At 58.0% G+C, this 22421-nt stretch carries 20 protein-coding genes; 4 read left to right on the plus strand and 16 right to left on the minus strand.

Annotated features, from left to right (window positions below):
• Positions 1-37 precede the first annotated feature (37 nt).
• Together ugpE and ABWH92_RS08720 are read left to right on the plus strand one after the other, a co-directional pair.
• Positions 38-874 (plus strand): sn-glycerol-3-phosphate ABC transporter permease UgpE, encoded by an 837-nt coding sequence (gene ugpE / locus ABWH92_RS08715; RefSeq protein ID WP_375574218.1) that lies wholly within the window; start codon positions 38-40, stop codon positions 872-874.
• Between the two features lie 9 nt (positions 875-883).
• Positions 884-1936 carry an ABC transporter ATP-binding protein gene (locus ABWH92_RS08720; RefSeq protein WP_375573982.1) on the plus strand — a complete coding sequence of 351 codons (1053 nt, stop codon included), beginning with the start codon at positions 884-886 and terminating at the stop codon, positions 1934-1936.
• Here the strand turns inward: ABWH92_RS08720 and ABWH92_RS08725 are convergent.
• The 10 genes from ABWH92_RS08725 to ABWH92_RS08770 all read right to left on the minus strand — a co-directional run bounded on the left by ABWH92_RS08725 (position 1933) and on the right by ABWH92_RS08770 (position 12585).
• Positions 1933-2949: a Gfo/Idh/MocA family protein gene (locus ABWH92_RS08725; RefSeq protein WP_375573984.1), complete on the minus strand. Its 1017-nt coding sequence runs from the start codon at positions 2947-2949 to the stop codon at positions 1933-1935. The two genes, ABWH92_RS08720 and ABWH92_RS08725, sit on opposite strands and share 4 nt — an antisense overlap.
• 15 nt (positions 2950-2964) lie before the next feature.
• Positions 2965-4080 (minus strand): Gfo/Idh/MocA family protein, encoded by a 1116-nt coding sequence (locus tag ABWH92_RS08730; RefSeq protein WP_375573985.1) that lies wholly within the window; start codon positions 4078-4080, stop codon positions 2965-2967.
• Positions 4077-5153, minus strand: coding sequence for a Gfo/Idh/MocA family protein (locus tag ABWH92_RS08735; protein ID WP_375573987.1), 1077 nt, complete (start codon positions 5151-5153; stop codon positions 4077-4079). The genes ABWH92_RS08730 and ABWH92_RS08735 overlap by 4 nt, the downstream gene beginning before the upstream one ends.
• A gap of 12 nt (positions 5154-5165) precedes the next feature.
• A complete protein-coding gene (locus ABWH92_RS08740; protein ID WP_375573989.1) occupies positions 5166-6164 on the minus strand; it encodes an ABC transporter permease in 999 nt (332 codons plus the stop codon).
• The gene (locus ABWH92_RS08745) at positions 6161-7096 is read right to left on the minus strand and encodes an ABC transporter permease (protein WP_375573991.1); all 936 of its coding nucleotides are present in this window, start codon (positions 7094-7096) and stop codon (positions 6161-6163) included. The genes ABWH92_RS08740 and ABWH92_RS08745 overlap by 4 nt, the downstream gene beginning before the upstream one ends.
• A complete protein-coding gene (locus ABWH92_RS08750) occupies positions 7093-8559 on the minus strand; it encodes a sugar ABC transporter ATP-binding protein (protein ID WP_375573993.1) in 1467 nt (488 codons plus the stop codon). The genes ABWH92_RS08745 and ABWH92_RS08750 overlap by 4 nt, the downstream gene beginning before the upstream one ends.
• A 111-nt stretch (positions 8560-8670) precedes the next feature.
• Complete coding sequence (locus ABWH92_RS08755) at positions 8671-9696, minus strand: ABC transporter substrate-binding protein (RefSeq protein WP_375573995.1); 1026 nt, start codon at positions 9694-9696, stop codon at positions 8671-8673.
• A 66-nt stretch (positions 9697-9762) separates the two neighbouring features.
• Positions 9763-10677: a sugar phosphate isomerase/epimerase family protein gene (locus tag ABWH92_RS08760; RefSeq protein WP_375573997.1), complete on the minus strand. Its 915-nt coding sequence runs from the start codon at positions 10675-10677 to the stop codon at positions 9763-9765.
• A 12-nt stretch (positions 10678-10689) separates the two neighbouring features.
• On the minus strand, positions 10690-11844 hold the full coding sequence (locus ABWH92_RS08765; protein ID WP_375573999.1) for a Gfo/Idh/MocA family protein: 1155 nt from the start codon (positions 11842-11844) through the stop codon (positions 10690-10692).
• Between the two features lie 12 nt (positions 11845-11856).
• Positions 11857-12585 (minus strand): SDR family NAD(P)-dependent oxidoreductase, encoded by a 729-nt coding sequence (locus ABWH92_RS08770; protein WP_375574001.1) that lies wholly within the window; start codon positions 12583-12585, stop codon positions 11857-11859.
• 188 nt (positions 12586-12773) lie between these two features.
• Between ABWH92_RS08770 and ABWH92_RS08775 the strand changes: the two genes are divergently transcribed.
• A complete protein-coding gene (locus tag ABWH92_RS08775; protein WP_375574003.1) occupies positions 12774-13811 on the plus strand; it encodes a LacI family DNA-binding transcriptional regulator in 1038 nt (345 codons plus the stop codon).
• 8 nt (positions 13812-13819) lie between these two features.
• Here ABWH92_RS08775 and ABWH92_RS08780 read toward each other — a convergent pair whose 3' ends face one another.
• Genes ABWH92_RS08780 through ABWH92_RS08790 form a run of 3 tightly spaced genes read right to left on the minus strand, consistent with a single transcriptional unit; the run spans position 13820 to position 16501 of the window.
• A complete protein-coding gene (locus tag ABWH92_RS08780; RefSeq protein WP_375574005.1) occupies positions 13820-14578 on the minus strand; it encodes an oxidoreductase in 759 nt (252 codons plus the stop codon).
• Positions 14575-15372, minus strand: coding sequence for a 3-methyl-2-oxobutanoate hydroxymethyltransferase (locus ABWH92_RS08785; RefSeq protein ID WP_375574007.1), 798 nt, complete (start codon positions 15370-15372; stop codon positions 14575-14577). Before ABWH92_RS08785 ends, ABWH92_RS08780 begins: the two co-directional genes overlap by 4 nt.
• Before the next feature lie 10 nt (positions 15373-15382).
• On the minus strand, positions 15383-16501 hold the full coding sequence (locus tag ABWH92_RS08790; RefSeq protein WP_375574009.1) for a fatty acid desaturase family protein: 1119 nt from the start codon (positions 16499-16501) through the stop codon (positions 15383-15385).
• A gap of 197 nt (positions 16502-16698) precedes the next feature.
• Between ABWH92_RS08790 and ABWH92_RS08795 the strand changes: the two genes are divergently transcribed.
• Positions 16699-17688, plus strand: a complete 990-nt coding sequence (locus ABWH92_RS08795) for a LacI family DNA-binding transcriptional regulator (protein ID WP_375574011.1) — start codon at positions 16699-16701, stop codon at positions 17686-17688.
• Between the two features lie 6 nt (positions 17689-17694).
• Here the strand turns inward: ABWH92_RS08795 and ABWH92_RS08800 are convergent, their stop codons facing one another.
• The 3 genes from ABWH92_RS08800 to ABWH92_RS08810 are packed head-to-tail and all read right to left on the minus strand — an operon-like array spanning position 17695 to position 22384.
• Positions 17695-18045 carry an antibiotic biosynthesis monooxygenase family protein gene (locus ABWH92_RS08800; RefSeq protein WP_375574013.1) on the minus strand — a complete coding sequence of 117 codons (351 nt, stop codon included), beginning with the start codon at positions 18043-18045 and terminating at the stop codon, positions 17695-17697.
• Positions 18042-21206: an efflux RND transporter permease subunit gene (locus ABWH92_RS08805; protein WP_375574015.1), complete on the minus strand. Its 3165-nt coding sequence runs from the start codon at positions 21204-21206 to the stop codon at positions 18042-18044. The genes ABWH92_RS08800 and ABWH92_RS08805 overlap by 4 nt, the downstream gene beginning before the upstream one ends.
• Positions 21206-22384: an efflux RND transporter periplasmic adaptor subunit gene (locus tag ABWH92_RS08810; protein ID WP_375574017.1), complete on the minus strand. Its 1179-nt coding sequence runs from the start codon at positions 22382-22384 to the stop codon at positions 21206-21208. Before ABWH92_RS08810 ends, ABWH92_RS08805 begins: the two co-directional genes overlap by 1 nt.
• Positions 22385-22421 lie beyond the last annotated feature (37 nt).

Below are 22421 nucleotides of genomic sequence, written 5' to 3' on the forward strand. Positions count from 1 at the left end.
CCAAGTGCAACGCGCAATCAAAGAGCCAGCGCCTGGCATGGTTGAGAAGCGCGGTAGTAGCCTCTGGTTGACGCACGCTTTGATGATCCTTGGCGTGCTGGTCGTTTTCTTCCCGATCTGGCTTGCGTTCGTCGCCTCCACCATCACGCAACAGGATATATCTCAAGCGCCTATGCCGCTTTGGCCAGGTGATCGGTTCTTGGAGAACTACACCCGCGCACTGTTCTCCGGGGTCAACGTGCCTGTCGCAACGATGCTGATGAACTCGCTGATCATGGCGCTTGGCATTGCGATTGGCAAAATCATTATCTCGCTGCTCTCGGCCTTCGCGATCGTCTATTTCCGATTTCCTGGCAGAAACGTTTTCTTCTGGATGATCTTCATCACGCTGATGCTGCCGGTTGAGGTGCGTATCGTGCCGACCTTCGAGGTGGTGGCTGGCTTTGGGATGCTCAACAGCTATTCCGGGCTGATTTTCCCACTCATCGCCAGTGCGACGGCAACCTTCCTGTTTCGGCAGTTCTTCCTGACGGTGCCTGATGAGCTGGCCGAGGCTGCCCGTGTGGACGGTGCCAAACCGATGCGGTTCTTCATCGATATCTTGTTACCGATGAGCCGCACCAACATCGCGGCCCTGTTCGTCATCCTCTTTATTTATGGTTGGAACCAGTATCTTTGGCCTCTGCTCATCACCACCGATCCGGAGATGAACACCATCGTCATGGGGCTGAAGCAAATGTTCCCGTCAGGCGATGATTTGGCTGACTGGCCAGTGATTATGGCAACCTCGATCCTTGCAATGATCCCGCCGGTTATCGTTGTTATTTCAATGCAGAAGCTTTTCATCCGCGGCCTCGTGGACAGCGAGAAATAGGACCTCACTATGGCAACGGTTGATCTGGACAGTGTCAAAAAACGCTTCGGAACCACAGAGGTTCTGCACGGCATCACCACATCTATTGAGGATGGCGAGTTTATCGTGATCGTCGGTCCCTCCGGCTGCGGGAAGTCGACGCTTCTGCGTATGGTGGCTGGGCTGGAAAGTGTCTCTTCTGGAGAAATCCGCATCGGCGATAAACGGGTCAATGAGGTTGAGCCGATGGACCGGGACATCGCCATGGTGTTCCAGAACTACGCGCTTTATCCACATATGAGCGTACGCCAGAACATGGGCTACGGGCTGAAAATTGCCGGTCTCTCGAAGGAAAAGATCGAGAGCAAAGTGCAGGAAGCGGCCAAACTGTTGCAGCTCGGCGAATACCTGGATAGGCGGCCCAAACAGCTTTCGGGCGGTCAACGCCAACGGGTTGCTATGGGGCGGGCGATTGTGCGCCAGCCTTCAGTGTTTTTGTTTGATGAGCCTCTGTCCAACCTTGATGCTAAACTGCGCGTGCAGATGCGTGTTGAGATCAAAGAGCTCCAATACAAGCTTGGTATTACATCGCTCTATGTGACGCATGATCAGGTGGAGGCAATGACGATGGCCGATCGCATGATTGTCATGAATGCCGGGGTTGCCGAGCAAATTGGCTCACCGCTCGATGTTTATGAGAAACCTGACACACTGTTTGCCGCACAGTTTATTGGCAGCCCGTCCATGAACATCCTGCCAGCCACTGTTGCGGACAAGATGGTGCATATCGGGGACGCCAAACTTGCTGGTCAAGATATGCCGGATGGTCCGGTGAAGGTCGGCATTCGACCTGAGCATGTCTCGATTGATGATGGTGGGTCCTTGACTCTTCAGGTCCACCTGGCCGAACCGCTGGGCGCGAACACGCTTTTGCATGGCAACCTTGTGGGCAGCGGAGAGGCGTTCACTGCCGCAGTCTCGGGTGTTTATCGGTTAAGTGGGCATAATGAAGAGGTGAAGCTTGTTGTCGACGAAACCCACTTGCACCTGTTTGATCCAGAAACCGGAAGGCGCTTGGATTAGAGCGTGACGGGCTCGCCGGTGCGGATGCTTTCGTCGGCAGCAAGGCAAATGCGTAGGGATGACACCGCGTCCTGCATATGGCGGGAGAGGTCGATGTCCTCTGCGATTGCCTTGGTCACATAAGCCTGCTCTGCATCGCAAAGCTCCTGGTGACCGGGTTCACCTGGCAGTTCGATCCATTGGTCGCCTGAGGGTCTGTGCACCAGCAACCCACCGACCTTGGTGTGGCCATCAATGTCGGCGGACTCGCCCTTGTTCTGGTCGGTGATTGAGACTGCCCCGTTGGGGCTGACAACATCCTTTACGAAGAAGGCCGTCTCCGACATCATCGGACCCCAGCCGGCCTCGTACCAGCCGACGGAGCCATCTTCGAACATCACCTGGAGCTGGCCATAATTGTACATGTCCGGCGCTATCTCATCGGAGAGGCGCAGGCCCATGCCCTGAACGCGAACTGGTTTGGCATCGGTCACTTGGCACATGACATCGACATAATGGACGCCGCAATCGACCAGCGGTGAGGTGGTTTGCATCAGCGCTTTGTGGATGTCCCATTGCTCGCCAGTGGATTGCTGATTGAGGTTCATGCGGAACACGTAGGGGCCACCAAGTGCCCTGGCTTCTTCGATCATGCGAACCCATGACGGGTGGTGACGCAAAATGTAGCCAACCACCAGTTTCCGGTTCAGACGCGTGGCTGTTTCAACGACACGCTCGGCGTCTGCCACCGTTGTTGCTAAAGGTTTCTCCACAAACACATGGGTGCCCGCCTCCATGGCCTGGATGGCAAGGTCTGCGTGGCTATCGGAGTAGGTCGCAATCACCACCAGATCGGGCTTGAGAGCGAGGCCTTCCTGGAGATTGTCAAGCAGCGGGCAGTCTTGCAAAGCAGTGGGAAGCTCACGCGGTGAGCGGTTCACCAGCCCAACAATTTTTGAACCTTCTAAAGCATGGTGAGCAAGCGCGTGGCTTTGGCCCATTTGACCAAGCCCAATCACAAGAACTTTCAGCATGCGCCCTCCAAGCCATCAGGATGGCAGCTTGCGCACGCTGCCGATCGTTACCTCCTTGCCTGTGACACGGCTTGCAACCGCTGCAAAGGCCATGGCCAGACTGCGCAGGTTTTCAGCTGCCCCATTGGACGGCTCGCGATTCTCTTCGATAGCGCAAAGCAGTTCCCCCATCGTGCCTCTGAACCCATCGTTGAACCATTGTCCTTCCAGTTTTGGTCGGGCGATGCCCGCCGGTGTGGTCAGGGTGACACTTTGCTGTCCGAGATCCGATCCGTCTGATTTCAAACTTCCCAATGTGCCGCCGACAAAGCTGGTGTCGCGAGGGCCATGGGGAAGTCCACCATCAAAGACGAGGCTTGCCTGACCACCATCCAGGCGGATCATCGCTTGGGCAAAGAGAGGCACTTTGTTGGCCTGGCCTTTGCCATGGGATGCCGTTGCAAAAACACTTTGTGCCCGGTCCCCAACCATGGATGCAATAAAGTCAAACCAGTGCACGCCGAAATCGTAAAGGATCAAATCCTCGATCTCGTCGAAGGGTGTGCCAGCCGTCCAGCCATGGTCCCAATGGATGGCGATATGCGCAGACAACACATCGCCAATCAGTCCAGCGCGCACCACCTCACGCATGAAAGCCTTATAGGGTGCCCAGCGACCGTTCTGGTTGACCGCGAGTTTCACGCCTTGATCTCGGGCGAGCTTCACAAGGTCTTCGCCTAGGTCGAGGTCCGTGACAAAAGGTTTCTGACTGAGCACATGTTTGCCAGCCTCAAGCGCTGCTCGAATGATCGGGGCGCGATGTTCCGGGTGCAGCGTGATGTCCACCACGTCGATGTCTGGGTTGGAGAGGACCGCCCGCCAATCGTCCTCGATCCGTGCGCTCGGGCAGTACTCAGCGGCTTTCTCTTCAGCCTTGGCGCGTGTGCGGTTCCATAGCGCGGCGACATCCCATCCAGCATCTCGATAGGCATCCAGATGGCTGGCCGAAATGCCTCCGGTGCCAATCATGCCGATCTGCGGCCGGTAGCTCTTCGGCATGGGCGGGCGATAGGGCACATCCGGTGCTGCGACCTCGGGCAGGTCGGAGGATTTTAGCGCATAGGTGTCGGTGTCCCCGGCATCGTCTGTCATGCGATCAACTCCAGTGTGCGCTTCTCGGCGGCGGACCTGGCTGCGGTGTCGACGATGCGTTGAGCAGTCAGGCAAAGCTCAGGATCAAGCGGCCCGGCTACCTTCTCGCCGCGCTCAATGCAGCCAAGAACATACTCAATTGCGTTGCGTGCACCTGCTGGTAGCGGATCGGCAGGGATGTCGTGGCGTTCAGGTTTTGCGCGGGTCTGGACGGTTACATGGTCGGCATAGTCCGGGCTGGAAATTGTGCCGTCCGTACCGACAAACACAAAGCCACAGGTTGGTTGTGGTTGGATCATCCACGGATCGGTGAACGTGCCCCAGCGGGTTTCCATCTTGGAGAGACCACGGGCATAGCGGCAGACCGTGATGGAGTGCTGATCCACCTCGATGCCCAGTGTCTCATCGACCGTGCAGGTCACCTCAAGCGGGGCCTCGCCGTTCATGTACCAAGTGCCAAGCGTTGCCCCGTAGCCGAGATAATCGAGCAAGGAGCCGCCACCAGAGGCCTTTTTGTACCACCAGCTATCCGGCTTTTGGCGCTCCACCTCTTCAGGCGTCACTTCCACCTTGTCAGCGAGGTGATAGAGCGGGCCGCGATTGCCATCGTAGAAATGCACTTCGCGTAAGCTCCCGATCATGCCCTCATCAATCAGGCGCTTGGCGGTGACATGGCTTTCGACCCAGCGCAGTGGCCAGTTGATGGCCATCTGTTTGTCGGTTCCTGCCATTGCCTTCATCATGCGGCGGGCATCGGTGACAGAGGCCGCAAACGGCTTTTCCACGAACACATGCACACCATGGGGTGCCAGTCGCTCAGTGTAGTTCGCATGGTCTGCAGTCGCACAACACAAGATCGCCATGTCGTAGGGACCGGCGGCCATGCAGGCGTCAAAGTCGGTGAAGATGCGATCCTCAAGGATGGCAAAGTTCTCGATTGCACCCTGCATCTTCGCGAGATCAGCATCGAAGATGGCTGCGATTTCCGCGTCGGGATGCTCGTTCACAAGGCGCAGCAGATCGCCCATGTGCATGTGATCAAAGCTGATACCGACAATACGAAACTTGGCCATGGGAGCCTCCGTTTAGCGAGCGTTGGTCAGGCGGACATAGAGCGCGGTGACGCCCAGGATGATCAAGCCGAACAGTGCGATGCGCGCGCCTTCTGGCATCTGCAACAGCGTGAGCAGCGTGCCGAGGACGGTCAAGATCAGTGCACCGACAATCGCGCCGGCATAGCTGCCACGTCCGCCGAAAATAGAGGTTCCGCCGATCACAGCCGCCGCCGCCGATGGAAGGAGCAGCGGATTGGCGAGTGAGAGGGAGGGCGCGCGGATCATGCCGACATAGAGCAAGCCGGTAATACCAGCGATCAGGCCGACCAGCGCGTAGAGCACCATGAACACCTGCCAGCTGCGCACGCCGGAGAGTTTGGTCGCGTGCTCGTTGGAGCCGATGGCGTAGAGTAGTCGCCCAAAGCCTGTGTAGCGAAGCCCAAGCAAAATGATCACAGCGAACGGAACGAACAGAAACAGTCCATTGGGCAAACCAGCGGTGCGGCCTGTGCCAAGCCACTCCAAAAACGCTGGAATTTCTGAACCGGTGTTAATGACAAAGCGCTGGTACACCTGCAAACACCCCGTCGCGATGAGGCCGGTCCCCAGTGTCATGATGAGTGGGTGGACGCGCGCGACGCCAACCCCGAAACCATTAACCAGGCCTACCAGAACCGCTGCGCCGAGCGCGATGACAACGCCAGCGAAGGGCCCGTAGAGCGGGGTTATCGACGCGACCACGAAAGCCGAGACCGTGGCGACCACGGCTGCTGAGAGATCAATGCCAGCGGTCAGCATGGTGAGCATTTGGCAGGCCGCAAGCATCGCCAGCGGAATGGCGAACTTGATCGTGTTGCCAAACCAGAAGGGTGAGATGATGCCTGGGCGCATGATCTCCAGCACGCCGACCAGCGCCAGAAGCAGGATGACCAGTGGGATGACTGGATTGTCGCCCAGAAAGCGCCCGATACGGACTAGCGTCGAGACATGATCATCCTGAGCGGGGTGCACTTGATCGCTCACACTCATGCCTTGTTCCTCCGCATCACCAAGAACGCGCCAAGCATCACCACCGCCACCATGATGGTGCCTTCCACAATGGTGGTCACATTAGGATCGACGGCCGCTAGGGTGAGGATGGTGCGAATGATCCGCAAAATGAAAACCGCGATGATTGGACCAAGCAAACCGCCAATACCGCCACCCAGCACCACGCCGCCCAGCACAACCGCTGCAACGGACGCCAAAAGATAGGGGCCGGGCACTGGCTCACCAATGCCGGTAAGCATGATGAGGCTGAGGCCACCCATGGCGCAGAACAGGCCACACACTCCGTAGGCGGCGACCTTGGTCCAACCGACAGCTACGCCTGAGCGAAAGGCCGCCAGTTCGTCAGACCCTACTGCGTAGATTGAGAGGCCAAGCTTGGAGCGTTTCAACGGTATCCAGACCAATGCCACGGCGATGGCCATAACGATCAGCGCTTTCGGCATCCAGAAAAGAACAGTGCCGGCGATGCTGTCTTCCAGCCAATCGTGAACAGTGCCACCCGGCGCATTGAGAATCAGCAGCGCTGTGCCTTCCCACACGAAGAGCATGGCGAGCGTCACAACGATGTCGGGGACGCGTGTGAGCACGATTAGCCCACCATTGACCATGCCCATACCAAGCCCGATCAAAAGCGTGATGGCCACCGCTGGGATCGCACCCATCGACTGCATCAGCACCGCTGCCGTGACGGCGCAAACCGTCATGATGGAGGCGACCGAGAGGTCGATGCCGCCGACAATCACCACCACAGCCATGGCTGCCGTAGCAAAAGCAAAGGGCAAAGCGGCGCGGGCGAGGCTCTCTAAGCCCGATGCCCCAAAGGATGGTTGGATGAGTTTGGTGATGCCAAGCAGGACGAGCAGCAAGGCAACCAGGCCAAGGGTCCAGGCGTGTTTCTGGGCAAAGCTCATTGGGCGCTCACCGCTTCGGCGTTTGCGCCTTCGGTCAAGCCATAGGCTGCGCGCATCAAGGTTTGTTCATCGGCGTCTGCCGCATTGATCAGATCGACCACCCGACCGTTGAAGATGACCAGTGCCCGGTCACAGGCCAATGGCACTTCTTCCAACTCCGAGGTGTAATAGAGGATCGCTGCACCCTGCTCAGCAAGCTCACGGACCAGTGGGTAGATTTGCCTTTTGGTGCGCACATCGATCCCGCGGGTCGGATCAAAGAGCAGCAGCGTTTCCACGCCCGTGGCCAACCACCGACCAATGGTGACCTTCTGCTGGTTGCCGCCAGAGAGCCTCTGCACTTCGCCTTGCGCACGCGTATCGATCTGCAATCGGTCGACCGCCAGTTTTACGCGCTCGCGTTCGCGGCGCAGCTTCAAAGGTCCCCAGGAACGCATACGGGCTGAGAAGGGAAGGGCGATGTTCTCGCGCACCGAGCGTTGCGATAGGAGGGCTTCCGCCCGATCACCGGGCACAAAGGTCAATCCAGCAGCGATGGCATCGGAAGGATGGGAGAAGCTTTGCTCGGTACCATCGACGCTCAGATTACCGCCCGTTGGTTTGGTGAAACCGGACAGCACATTGAACAGCTCATCCTGGCCCTGACCTTCCAGCGCCACAACGCCGAGCACTTCGCCGGGATGAAGATCAAAAGAGACATCTTGAAGTCTCGGCGCGGCGGCCAGATTGCGCGCTTCCAGACGTGGTGTGGTCTCTCGGGCTTTCTTAGAAGCACCGGTATCGCGGCTACCAAGATCAAGCTTCGTGCCAAGCATCAGCTCGACCACTTTCTCTTCCACACCATCTTCAATCTTCAGATCGCCGACGGTGCGGCCATCGCGCAGCACGGTGGCACTGTCGCAAAGCTCAGAGATTTCGGTGAAGCGGTGAGAGATGTAGATCACGCCACGCCCTTCATCAGCTTGCGCGCGCACCACGCGCAGCACTCTTTCCACCAGATCGGTTGGCAGGGCCGCGGTCATCTCGTCAAGCAGCAGGACATCGGGCTTGCTGGCCAACGCGCGCGCCAGATCGAGGATGCGCAATGTCGCGAGCGGCAGATCCCTGATCATGTCAGTCAGCTGAAGCCCTTCTATGCCCAGCTCGGCTACCCAGTGCTGAAAATCATCAGCGGGCGTATCGCCGAGGCGCAGATTGTCTGCGACATCCAGATCAGGGATCAGCGAAGGTTCTTGATAGACTGGCACGAGACCCGAAGCGCGCGCCTGGGCGGGTGAGCCAACCCGTGCCGGTTTGCCCTGGATGAGCACATGGCCTCTGTCAGGCTTCAGCGCGCCTGTGAGAATTTTTACAAAGGTGGATTTCCCGGCACCGTTTGCGCCCATCAAGGCAACCACCTGCCCCCGCCCGACATGCAGGCTGGCATCGGTGAGCGCTTTCACAGCGCCGAAACTCTTGGCCACGCCTGTCGCGTCCAATAAGGCCTGATCGGTCATAGAGATTGGTTCGGTTTTGAGTGCAGAAGAAACAACCCCCGCCCATCGGGCGAGGGTTCGGCGTTTTGGATCAGACGATTACTGGCCAGGGCCTTCGCAGGCGATGATCTGTTCCATGGAATAGTCCGTCCAGCCAGGAATGGTGACAGATACTGGCCATTCTGGATCAAGGTTCGGGTTCTGGGCACCGGCAATGGTCGCGCGGCCATCGTCTGTGGTGTTTTCCCAGAGGACCGGATCGACGAGAACCAGATTGCTGTCCGGTGCTTCGCCGTTGAGGATATCCACGGCCAATGCGATACCTGCGCCGCCGACGGAGCCTGGATTGGTGACTGCAGCACCTTCCAAACCATCAACCTCTGACAGGTACTGGACGAAGCCAGCATTGTCCGCACCAACAATCGGGACCAAGGGCGCGCCGGACTCGGTGAACGCATCCACGATCACATTGTCGATGCCTGACGTCCAAACACCGTCAAACGGAATGCCGGTGGCCAGGAAGTCAAACATCTGCTGCTTGCCCTGGTCCTGCTGCCAGCCGGTGAAAACCTCATGGATGACATTGATGTCGGGGAACTCAGCCAGCGCCCGTTGGAAGCCATTGTCACGGTCGGTATCGGCCGATACACCGGCAATACCGCGCATGTAGACAATATCGCCTGAACCGCCGACCTGCTCAAACAGCCATTTGGCGCCGAGATAGGCGTACTCTTCCTGGTTGTTGGAAAGAATGTATGCACCTTCAGCCGTCACGCCGGCATCCACAGCGACAACCACAATGCCCTGTTCAATAGCCGTATCGATGGCTGAGTTCAGTGCTTCAGGGTTGGATGGGTTGAGCACGATGGCATCAACACCGGCTTCGATGAGGTTGTTGAGATCCTCAAGCTGACCGGCACTGTCGGTGTTGCGGTGAGCAACGATGAGGCCGGATACATCGCCTTCAACAGCGGCCTGTGCCCGCATGGCGCAGATCATCTGCTCACGCCAGCCATTGCCCTGCACCGTGTTGGAAACACCGATGGTGTAGTCGGCAGCGAATGCTGTTGCACCGGTGCTAGCCAGAATGGCTACGGCCGCTGCGCTGGAAAGAAGTCTTTTCATTGGTAGGTCTCCCAGTTTTTGGTTTTCATTTGGTTTTGGTCTTTCCTGTCGGGCTTGTTGCCCAATTCACTTGATGTAGGGGGCGAGCACATCGCGCGCCAAAAGGAAGCCGCGTTTGACCTTCTCGTCGGTTCCTTCAAAAAGCCTGTCTTCATGTTCAATGATGACAGGACCGTCATATCCGGTGCGGTAGAGGCCGGAGAAAAAGTCTGACCAGTCCACATCGCCCAAGCCACAAAGGCGTGGGATCTGCCAGCCCATGCCGGTGCTCATGATGCCGTTTTCATAGAGGCCGTCCCGGTCGATCATCACATCCTTGGCGTGGACATGGGCCATCTGCGGGCCAAACTCTTTGATGAAACGGGTCTGGTCGATCATCTGCCAGATAAGGTGCGAAGGGTCGAAGTTCATGCCGACATCATCGCCCCATTGCTCGAAGACACGCCGCCAGATCTTGGGGCTGTAAGCGATGTTGTGTCCGCCGGGCCACTCATCATAGCTGAAGATCATAGGGCAGTTTTCAAATGCCAGCGTCACGCTATTGTCCCTGGCATGCGCGACGATGGGTGTGAAAATCTCCACTGCCCGTGACCAGTTCTCATCAACATTGAGCGCCCGATCACCACCGATAAAGGTGTTGACGACTTTAACGCCCATCACCCCTGCTGCCGTAATCACCTTTTTTAGATGCCCGACAACTTCATCGCGGTGGTCGGCATCGGCGTGCAATGGGTTGGGGTAGTAACCAAGTCCGGAAATCTCGATGCCGTGATCGGCCAAGACGCCCATGATTTCGCTGCCTTGGCTGGAGGTCAGCCCGTCGACATCGATGTGGGAGGTGCCCGCATAGCGACGTTTCTCACCACCGGAGGCTGGCCAGCAGGCCACCTCAAAGGCGGAGAAGCCATTGGACCCCGCCCAACTGGCAACATCCATCAGGTCACTGTCTTCAAAGGGTGCTGTCAGAAGACCCAGTTTCATATCATTTGCCCCTTACACATCACTCAGATTGACCCAACGGCCTTCACGCGCCGAGCGCAGAACCGCATCGCAGAACTGCATCTCGTAGTGGCCATCCTCAAACGTGGCCCAGGTCGAGTCAGATTGACGACCTCCTGCTGCGAGGTCGCTATACACAGCACGGAACAGACCAAAGAAACTGTCTGCAAAGCCTTCCACATGACCGGGAGGAAGCGCTGCCGCGGCGGTGCCGGTGGCGTTCATCAGGCTGAAATCACGCATCAACGTCTGGTTGGGCTGATCACGATGACCGATGAAGAGATGTTCAGGCGTTTCATTGTCCCAGGCAGCACTCGCCTTCGAACCGGCAATGTCCCACTGCAGTGAGTTCTTGCGACCCATATTGACCTGGCTGGTCGACATCACGCCGCGTGCGCCGTTGGCGTAGCGGATCATGATCATTGCCGCGTCATCGGTATCGACCTTGGCGGTTTCTGTTTTTCCAGCAGCGCTTGAGAAGGTCTCCACTGGCCCAATGGGTTTCTGGCGTTCGGGAAAGAAGGTCGAAAGCTCGGCAAACACCGCTTCGACTTTCAAGCCAGTGATGAAGCTGGTGAGATCAACCCAGTGCGTGCCGATGTCGCCGACCGAGCGCAACTCACCGCCCATCGCTGATTCCAGCCGCCAGTTCCAGTCGGTTTCTTTGGCCAGCCAGTCCTGATGGTAATGACCAGTTACAAATCGAATATCACCAAGGTCATCGGCCTGCACCATACCGTGGGCCTGTTGGTTGAGGGCGTAGAAGCGGATGTTGTAGCAAACGGCCGCCACTTTGCCGGACGCTTTAGCAAGTTCCACCATCTCGGCCGACTGCTGCGACGTCATTGCCAACGGTTTTTCGCAGACCACATGCTTGCCCGCATCAAGAATGGCCTTCACCTGCGGATAGTGGGCATGGTTGGGCGAGGTGACGTGGACCACATCCACACTGTCATCGGCCAAGAGGTCGTCGAGTGAAGCGTAGGCTTTTGGAACCCCAAGCGCTGCAGCTCTCTCTTCACCGCGATCTGGTGACGAGCCGAGCACACCGCGCACATCAACACCCAGACGGCGTAAGGCCTGGATATGGACGCCACCTATAAAGCCGGTGCCGATGACGGCTGCTCCGATCTTGGTAAAATTGGTCATGATGCTTCTTGCTCAGACAATGGAATAGCCTCCATCAACAGGTAGGCACGTGCCCGTCATGAAGGCCGACGCAGAGGAGGCGAGGAAAAGCGCTGCTCCGGTGATATCATTAGGGTTGCCCCATCGGCCAAGCGGTGTCCGAGCTTCGACTGTTTTGACGAATGCTTGGTCTTGCCTGGCGCGTGCTGATTGCTCCGTTACAATGAAGCCTGGCGCGATAGCATTGACGCGGATGCCATCATCGGCCCACGCGATGGCGAGCGATTTGGTCAGCTGTTCCACGCCAGCTTTCGACGCGCCATAGGCTGGGTTCCGCGGGCTGCCGAAGCGTGCATACATGGACGCGATGTTGATCACTTTGCCACCCGCAGCTTTCAGGCCTGAATGCAGTGCTTTGGCGCAGCGCAGAGACCCAGTCAGGTTCACATCCAGCACATGCGAGAAGAAATCCGGTGCCATCTCTTCACCGCGCTTGGTGATGGCCGCGCAGTTGATCAGCACATCGACATGGGGATGTGCGGCGGCGAAGGTTTCCACCGCATCGGTGTCTGTGACGTCCAGCTGTGTGTAGGCAAAGCGGCCAGCATCAGCTTCATCGGGAGCTGCTTCGACACCCGTGATTGCCACCGTCGCACCAGCAACCTGAAAGGCGCGTGCGATGGATGCGCCGATGCCGCCACGGCTTGCGCCAATGACCAGAACCTTCGCTTCGGTAAAGTCAAACCCATGCTTGTCAGTCATGTGTGTGTCTGGCTGACATGTCCAAGGCCTCGGCGTTCAAGGCGGTTCTCCCAAATGCCCTTTAAGGGGTCTGTAATCGATTGCAAAGCGCATCAAACGACGGTTTTTAACCAATGTAATCCTTTGCATAGTCGTCTGAGTATGCGATGTGAGTCAAGCTGAGAATGTAAGAACTGACAATTGCGAGCATGGTTCACAGGTCTGCCACCATCCAAGATGTTGCCCGAGCGGCCGGTGTTTCGACCGCTACGGTGAGCCGTGCCCTGAGCAACCCGGACCTTGTGGCTGAGCAAACCCGAGATGCTGTGTTTGAAGCCATCAAGCGCACCGGATATCGCGTCAATCAAGCCGCGAGAAATCTGCGCATGCGCCGTGCTGGCGCAGTGCTTGTGCTGGTGCCCGATCTTGGCATTCCGTTTTATTCTAAGATATTGGCCGGCATCAGCGACGGATTCGCCGCCACCGACTACGCCGTTTTGATTGCTGATACCAAGGACAGTCCGCTCGACGACTCCGAGCTTGCGGCTTATTTCACCGATGGCCGTATCGACGGTGTGATATCGCTTGATGGACGGTTCTCGCGTGAAGCTTTGGATGCTTGCGAGCGAGAGGGATTGGGCAAGCGGATCGTTTTCTTGTGCGAATGGGTTGAGGGCGCCTCGTTTCCGGCCATTCGCAGCGACAACGCCCATGGGGCACGTCTTGCGATCCGCCACCTTTATGAGCTGGGACATCGACGCATCGCTCATGCCACCGGTCCGCAGGGCAATGTGCTGACCATCGCGCGCCGTGATGCCATGTTGGAAGAGCGTGCGAGGCTCGATCTTCCAGCGCGTGATGAATGGATCATTCGTGGTGACTTTTCGGTTGAGTCCGGCCATCGAGCAGCGCAGCGTATTGTTGAGATGAGCGAGAGACCTACCGCCGTGTTCTGCTCGGCTGATACGGTGGCTTTTGGATTGATCTCGGGGCTTCAGGGGGCTGGCTTGTCTGTCCCCAACGACATTTCGGTTGTTGGCTTTGATGACATCGACATCGCGCAATATTACGTTCCGGCGTTGACCACGATCTATCAAGATCGTCACCGGCTTGGTCGCCGTGCGGCTGAGCGTCTTTTGGAGCGGCTGAACCCATCGGCGTTGGATGTTGGCGATGAGGCAGGCGATTTGGTCGGCGTGAAGCTCGTTGTGCGTGACAGCGCCGCTGCGCTGCATGCTGGCGATTGAAGTCAAACTCACGGCGGTGCTCCGGTGACCCGTTGCTCTAGATCCATTGAGACACCGGTCATTGGCGCAGAGGCGTCGCTGAGCAAAAAAGTCGCAAGGCGCGCTGTTTCATCTTCATCGACCAACCGCCCCAAGGGTTGCTTGGCGCCCTCGGCTGCCAGCCAACCATCGCCCTTGCCCAGCATAACCTCGTGAAGATGGCGCTCGGTCTCGGTCGCGACCCAACCGAGATTGATGCCATTCACGCGTATCCGGTCAGCCATGTGGGCGTTGGCCGCGTTTTTGGTCAGCGTTTGCAGCGCGCCTTTAGAGGCGGAATAAATCGCCAAATCTGATGCGCCGCAGTGGGCGTTCATCGACTGGATGTTGACGATAGATCCTGGAGCATTGCGACCTTTCAGATCAGCGATCACATCGCTCATCAAGAAGAACGGGGCGCGGGCGTTGATTGTCATCACCTGATGCCAGAGGCCTGGTGTGGCATCTAGAAAATCACCGCGCGATGTGACGCCCGCCGCGTTAACCAGACCATCCACACGCCCAAATCGCGCTTTGACGGCTTGGACAATGCATTGCGGTGCCTCTTCACTGAGCAGGTCAGCGGTTACGCATTCGACCGCACAAGGTAGATCAAGGTCGATCGTTTCACGATCTGTTAGAAGCAGGCCCTCGGCCCCGCTTGCGTAGGCTTGCTGAGCGATGGCGGCGCCGATGCCGCGCGCAGCCCCAGTGATGATGATGATCTTTCCAGACAGATCGATGTTCATCCACCGATCCCATCGAGAAACTTCTCAAACTCACCATCTTTCATGCCGACCAGATGGCCAGGCTCCGGGAATGCGCCGCTTTCAACATCGGCAACATATTCCTTGAACGCCGCGACACGCTCGTTTTGCAGGCGTTCGTACTCGGCAGCAAAGTTGCGGTAGATTTTGGCGTGGCGCGGAACTCGCGTTTTGCCTTCTCCGAGTATGTCTTCGGCGAAGAGGTATTGCGCGTCACAGCCGGCGCCTGACCCCATGGACCAGAGAAGAATGTCGAGGCGCTCACTGATGGCGCGCGCAACCTCATCGGGCACCACCTCGATCTCAACAGCAATGGCACCCGCTTCTTGGTAAGCCTTGCACTCCTCATAGACGCGGATGGCCGTCTCAGCATCTCGCCCAACGGCGCGGAACCCGCCGGTCCATGTCGCGCGCGCCGGAACAATGCCCACATGGCCGACAATGGGAATGTGCTCGCGGGCCAGGTATTCGACCGTTTGCATGGAGCTAGAGCAGTAGAGCGCGTCCGCCCCGGCGTTCAGCATTTCACCGCAAAAGCGCAGATACTCGTCGGCACTGCCGTAATCGAGATGCGTTTTGCCGGTCATAGAGAAGACGCTTGGTGCGACGTCTCGGTACCGCGAATGCGCCACAAGATCTGGCGGTACGGAGGCGATGTCGATTCCCGCGGCTTCAGCGGCAGCGGCTTCATCAAGGGAAAAATAGCGCAGCATGGTCATCTGCCGCTTGCCTTTCGCGCCAAGCAAATCAGCCACGGTGGGGCGTTGACCTGTCATATGTTGCTCCTCACGCGACCGAGATTTGCGGAATGCTGTCCTCATCATGAAGTTCCTCACGATAAGGTTTGGCCGTTGGGGGGAGCTCCTTGCGGACATAGTAGTTGGGTTCAACGCGTTGCCGCTTCAGCGAGTCAATCATCTCTTGATAGCCATCGACGATGGAAGGATTGGCCGTTGGCAGATCATTTTTGATCAAAGCATGCAGCTTGGGCAGCGCGTGGTAGGGCACCATCGGGAACATGTGGTGTTCCACGTGGTAGTTCATGTTCCAGTAAATCCAACGGCTGACTGGGTTCATGTGGACTGTTCGTGAGTTGAGCCGGTGGTCCAGCACATCTTCGGCCAAGCCACCGTGCTGGAGCAGACCCGTCATCACCATATGCCAGGTGCCGTAGATGCGCGGTCCGCCAATGATCATCAGGGGCAGGAGCGACCAGGTGACAAATGCCAAAGCCACAGCAGCGAGGTGAATGCCGACGAAGATGCGTGCCCAGAATGTGGCTTTAGGCAGCTGTTGCTCAGGGATGTAGTCGCGCTCATCGGGCGAGAACTGGCTAAGCGCGTTGCGCCATAGGATCGCGAAATGTTGGAAGATATCCGGAATGCCGATGAACATCAGCGCTTTGCGCAGCATGCTGGTCGGGCGCATGAAGCCGATTTCTGGGTCTCGCCCTACAATGATGGTGTCGACATGATGGCGCAGGTGACTAAAGCGCCAGGAGACCGGATTGCGCATCACCATAAAGCTGGCGATGATATAGACCCACCGGTTCATCCAGGGCGTTTTGAAAGCGCTGTTGTGGCCGCACTCGTGCCAGCGGGAGTCGCAAGCTGAGCCGTAGAGTACGCCGTAAATGAAGAAGAACGGCACTGCCCACCAGGTGCCCCAGGTTGCAATGCCGCCGATGGCAGTGATGGCCATCAGGCCGATCCAAATGATCGTGTCGCGCATAGCAGGTTCATCGCTGCGCACCATCAATGATTTCATCACGTCACGCGGGATGTCGCTGTGGTACCACTCCGCGGACGCCAAACCGCGCGCGATGGCGCGGTCGCGCTCTGGGCCGGTAAGCGAATAGTCGCGTTTGACAAAAGGTGCGTTGGTGGTCGCCTCTGTGACGGCCATCTAGCCTATCCTCCCGATCAGTTGGCGCCGTTTCTTGGTGGTGCGCCTTGTCCTGAAATCTGCGGTTCACACTGTCGGTGCGTCAATCCGGTAATGAGGTGAATTGAGGGGTAAAGGTCAAGATTTTACATGTTGACGAGGTAAACACCTCATTTTACCTCATACTGAGGCAAGAGGAGAGACATCTGCGCCCGACATTGAACGATATTGCCCAAGCCGCCCAGGTGTCCCTGGCTACCGTGGATCGTGTGATGAACCGGCGCTCTGGGGTCTCAGCGCGCACCAGTATGCAGGTTATGGCGGCTGCCCGTGCTCTTGGCTATTTGCCTGAGGACAATACCGCATCTTCAGCAAAAATCCTTTTCTTGCTGCCACAGGGCACCAATGCCTACATCGCTGAATTGGCGCGTCAGGCGCAGAATCACGCCAAGACGGTTCCGTTTTTTGATGTTGAGGTTGTGCGCATACGAGCCCTCGATCCACACGCGTTGGCCGAGGCAATTTCGCAGGCTGGCGCATCAAGTCATGGCATAGCCGTGGTTGCACTCAACCACCCGGCGGTACGTGAGGCTATACGGGGCGTCGTAAATGATGGTGTACCGGTGGTGACACTCGCATCAGACAGTCCTGATGCGCCGCGCCGCGCCTTCATCGGTATCGACAATGGGCAGGCCGGTCGCTTGGCGGGCTACACGGTTGGACGTTTTTTGGGTCAGAAACCGAAAGGCAAAGTCGCCTTGTTTGCCGGCACCATTGCCTATCGCGGTCACCAAGAGCGTGAGATGGGTTTTCGCCAGGTTTTGGCCGAAGACTATCCTGGTCTTGAAGTTTTGGAACTTCGTGAAAGCCGCGAGGACCGCAAGAAGGCTTTTAAGCTGACTGGCGACCTCCTGAAGGCGCATGGCGATTTGGTTGGCCTCTACAACGCGGGTGGCGCGACGGTGGGGATTGCTGCCGCTCTTGAGGACGCAAAACGCCAGAGACTGGTTTTTGTCGCGCATGAGGCGACCGAAGAGAACAAGGCCTACCTGCTGTCGGGCACGCTTGATGCGGTGATTGACCAGAACGCGCGTGCACAAGTCACCGAGATATTGAAAACGCTTGGTGCAGCGCTGGAGGGGAAGGACCATCAGCCCGAACCATTGCAGCTTCAGCTTATCGTGCGCGAAAATCTGCCGCCTCTTTAGCGACCATCAGACCGCACGAGAATTTTCACGCCAAATGGCCAATGCTTCAGCCCAGGATGGCGTATTCTTCGAATGATAGCCATGCACCTTGCCGGTTCCGATGGATTTGAATGCTTTCATAGCTTTTAGATGGGCAGCGGATCTCAGGTAGGTGAGCATGGCCTCACGCGATGTCCAGACAGTCAGTGTGTGATGAATGCCGTCGACCTTGCGTGCATCGGTTGAGAGGTTACCTGGTGCACTGGATGCTTGCGAAAAAGAGCGCATGGCGTGCCAGGAGAAGAGAGGGGCTTGCAGCGGCGATCTTAGTTTCAGGCCTGTGATCGAGACATAGATTTCGCTTGCTCCCTCTTTCATTCCGCAGCCACCTGCACATTAGCTGGCAATCCAACATCATTGGCTGGACTGTGCTGCTTGCTGGCTCTGCTTCCCTCCGATTGCTCGCCCAGCTTTATTGCCCGGCGCGCATAGGCGAGCACGAACATGGGCGGTGTAAAGTAGAACGAAACGACTGTGGACAACAGGACGCCACCTGCCACCGACATAGCAAAGGGTGGCCAGAACCCACCGCCAGCCAAGATCAGGGGCAGGAATCCGCCAAAGGTGGTGATGGTAGTGGAGACGATGTGACGGCTTGAGCCCATCAACACGTCCACCATTGCTGATTTGTCGCCACGCATGGCGCCTTCACTGGCTTGCAGACCCGTGAGGATGATGATGGCCGCGTTCACAGAGACGCCAATCGACCCGATCACACCAATGATGGCATTGATGCCAAAGGGATATTGGAAAACGGCCAGCGCAAGCATAGAGAGCCCAGCACTGAGGCCGCAAACAACCAAAGCAATGGCGGTGAGGCGGAACGCGTTGAAGGTGAGCGCGATGGCCGCGATGGTCAGCGTGATGATGAGGCCGAGGGACGCCAAAAGGTCGCCGAGCGTGCTGGCGCGCGCATCACTGTCTCCTCCTAGCTCCATCCGGTAGCCGGGTGGTAGAGCAAAGCCAGCCTCATCAAGAGCTGCCTGGACTTCAACAAGAGCCTCTTCGGGCAGCACCCCGCGCAGGATGAACGCCTGAACGGTGTTGGCGCGTTCGCCATTGCGGCGGGTGATGGTGCTGGCCGCCGGTTCAAGGCGGATGGTTGAAATGGCCGAGAGAGGCATGGCTGGCCATTGGCCCTCTGCGGATCTCTGCGCCGCGCTAGGCAGAAGGATGGGCAGGTCGCGGATCGCTTGAAGATCGTCCCGGCTCGCATCGCCAAGGCGCACACGAATGGGCAACTCTTCGGCGCCCTCCACCATCGAACCGCCGGTCACGCCTTCCAGACTCGCCTGCAGCTGGCGGGCGATTCCTCCCAGATCGAGGCCGATCAGGCGTGCCTGTGCTTCATCCACATCTATGATGGCTTTTGGCGCGCCTGGACCAATGGTGCCGCGCACCATGAGAACGCTATCGACGCTCGCTATGATCTGCTGAGCTTCGTCTCCCAGCTCACGAAGCGTTTGTATGTTTTCTCCGATCAGCCGGATTTCGACAGGTGCCGCCACGGGTGGGCCTTGGACTAAGCCGCGTACGAGCACTTCTGCTTCTGGGGCGGTCATTGCGAGATTGCGCTGAAGCTCCGGCAGTAAGGCCTCGGTCGCGTCGGGCGAGGTGGTTGTGATGAGCGCCTGGGCGTGGCCCGGTGCGTTCTCTCGTGCGCCAACGATGTTGTAGTAGAAAGCCGGACCGGACCGCCCAACCACCCACATGATTTGGTTGATGCGATCATCAGCGCGCAATTGTTCGTCGATCTGAGCAACTGTCTCTTGCGTTGCCGTAATGGCGCTTCCAGGCGGCAAGTCGATCTCAATATAGAACTGATCGCGATCAACGCCTGGAAAGAACTGCGCTGTAAGTGTTGGTAGGCTGAGAAAGCCCATAATGGGTAGAACCAAAGATAGCGCGATGGAGCGGATAGGGTTTGCCACCGCCCAGCCAAGCGATGCTTTGAAGACATGCGCGATGACTCCGCCTTGCAATCCGCCGCGCTTCCCGTTGGCGGGCAGCAGATGTCCGGCGATGGCTGGCGTTAGGGTGATCGCCACAACGAACGACCAGCAAAGCATGATAACGACGGCGATGGCGATGGAGCCAACAAAATCCCCAGCCGGACCCGGCAGAAGGATGAGCGGTGTAAAGGAGAGTGCGGTGGTGACGGTGGAAGCCAACAGCGGTGCGAACAGTCGTCTGACCGACCGTCGCACCGCCTCTACACGTGTCATACCTTTGGCAAGGCGCTGTCCCACTTCGTCAGTCATGACAATGCCGGCATCGACCAAGAGACCAAGCGCAACGATGAGCCCGGTCACCGACATTTGATGGATCGCCAATCCGATAAAGTTCATGGTTGCGAGCGTCGCCAGCGTCACGATGGGCAGGATCAGCGCAACAATCATCGCAGAGCGAAAGCCGAGCGTGAGCAAGAGCACACCAACGACCAGTGCCACACCGATGGCCATGTTGGTGCCGACCTCCAACAGGCGGTCGCTGGTGTAGCGGCTTTGATCGAAGGTTAGATCGAGCGCCAAACCGCCCGGCACAAGCTGACTGTAGTCGCCTATAGTGTCGCGGACGAACCCCGCCCAGACATCGACCTGAAGACCTTCTTCGAGTTTGGCGCCAAGCAGGATTGCAGGCTGGCCGTTGTAAAGAGCGCTTTCTTCGACTGGCAGTCGTGGGCCACGGGTGATCTCAGCGATCTGATCCAGATACGCCACGCTTCCATCGGCGCTTTGCCGCACAACGATTTGGCTCAAGCGATCCAGTGCCTCGACCTCGCCATCAATGTTGATCAGAAAATCGCTTTCGGTTCCGCGCACGCGACCGGCCTGACCCTTAGCGTCAGCTTGCGCAATGGCTTGAGACACATCCGAAGCTGACAGGCCAAGCGCAGCGGTGGCCACGGGATCGAGACGTACCAAAACCTCATCCTTGGGCAGGCCGAACAGATCAACGGCTTCGGTTCCTGGTATGTTGCGTAGTTCTTGCGCTAAATCGCGGGCATAGCGGGCGGCGATGGTCGGTGAGATGCCCGCCCTTTGGCTGCTGATCGCCACGATGGCGGCGTAGGCGCTGCCACCGCCCGTCTCAAATTCAGGTTCCAGAGCATCGGTGGGTAGCGCGGGGGAAAGGTCGGCGAGATCATCGCGGATTTCTGCCCATACCTCTTCAATGCGATCATCGGGAACTGTGACGCCCAGCTCAACGGACACAATTGAAATGCCCGTGGAGGAGGCTGAGGTGATCACGTCGACCTCGGCCACTTCGCGCAGCACATCTTCCACCTCGGCGGTGACCAGCGCTTCCACCCGAGCGGGATCGGCTCCAGGAAACACCGTTGTGACAGTGGCAAAGAGGTTGGTGATGGTTGGGTCTTCTTGGCGACCTATGGCCAACAGAGACGAGAGACCGGCAGCTATAATCACAAGCAAGGCGAGGGCGATAAGGCGCGGTTGGCGGAAGGTGAGGCTTTCCATCAGCGTTCTCCTTGCTCGGTTCGTTCATTAGCCAGACGCACGTGCGCACCGGGCACCACGCGATGGGCGCCATTGTCGATGATCATGAGGTCGTCGATGAAGGTGCCCCGGACAAAGGCTAGATCACCCTCCAAGTGCAGCACTTCGACAGCTTCCAGGCCAACTGTGTAGGTGCTGGTTTCTACCGACGGGGTTAGGGAGAGAAGCGTCCATAGACCGCGCACGCCATCTTGCAGGGCGGTCACGGGGACCACATAGCCCAACTGATCAATGACAGGCTGTAAAGTGAGGGTGCCAGCCTCCAAGTAAACGGGATCGTTGGTATCAATCTCAAAGAGTGCGGTGCGTGTACGCGTCTGCGGGTCAAGGTCTGGGCGAAAGCCTTCAAACGCCGCGTCATAGTCGACGCCATTGATGGTGATGCTGACGTTGTCGAGCTCGGTTAGACTTGATGCCAGAGCTGGATCGACGCCAACGCGAAACAGCGGTGTACTGTCCTCCAGCAGGTTCACAATAGGTTGGCCGACTGAGGCAACTGTACCATCATCCACCAGGCGTGATGCGACTGTTCCATCAAAAGGTGCAACCAGCTGTGTTTGTGACAGCTGCACATCAATCCGGGTCATGCTGGCATCAATTTCAGCGATGCGCGCCTCTAGATCGGCCAGGGTTAAGCGCGCGGTGTCGAGTGTTTGTTCCGAGGCGAAACCCCGATCCCGTAGTTCGCTTTGACGCTGGGTGGTTAGTTCGGCCAGCTCCACCTGGGCCTCGATGGCGCGGCGCGAGGCTTGAAGGCGCTGGCGCTCAGCATCCAAGATCCGCGTGTCGAGTTGGGCAATGACTTGACCGGCTTGCACAACGTCGCCCTCATCGACGAGCAGTTGCTCGATTTCCCCGGCTTGTTGGAATGCGAGGCTGACACTTTGTGCCGCTTCGACCTGTCCTTGAAAGCGACGTGTGACGGTGAGACCGGATTGGGGCGAAATGGTTGTCGCGCTCACGACAGTGATCGGGGCTGGCGATGGACCAAGCACCGCATCGGCGCGCTCGGAGAGCAACGTCACGCCGCCTAGGACAAGTCCACCAGCGAGCAGAATGACGGCACTGGTACCGCTTAGAGTTAGGAAGCGTTTGACAAGGCGCGGGCCAAGCGGCGATTTGGAAGGTGTCCGGTTCATGGGTGTCTCTTGCCTTCTTGGTAAGCATCACTTACTT

It is taken from the genome of Ahrensia marina (assembly GCF_042140245.1).
GTDB lineage: Bacteria > Pseudomonadota > Alphaproteobacteria > Rhizobiales > MH13 > MH13.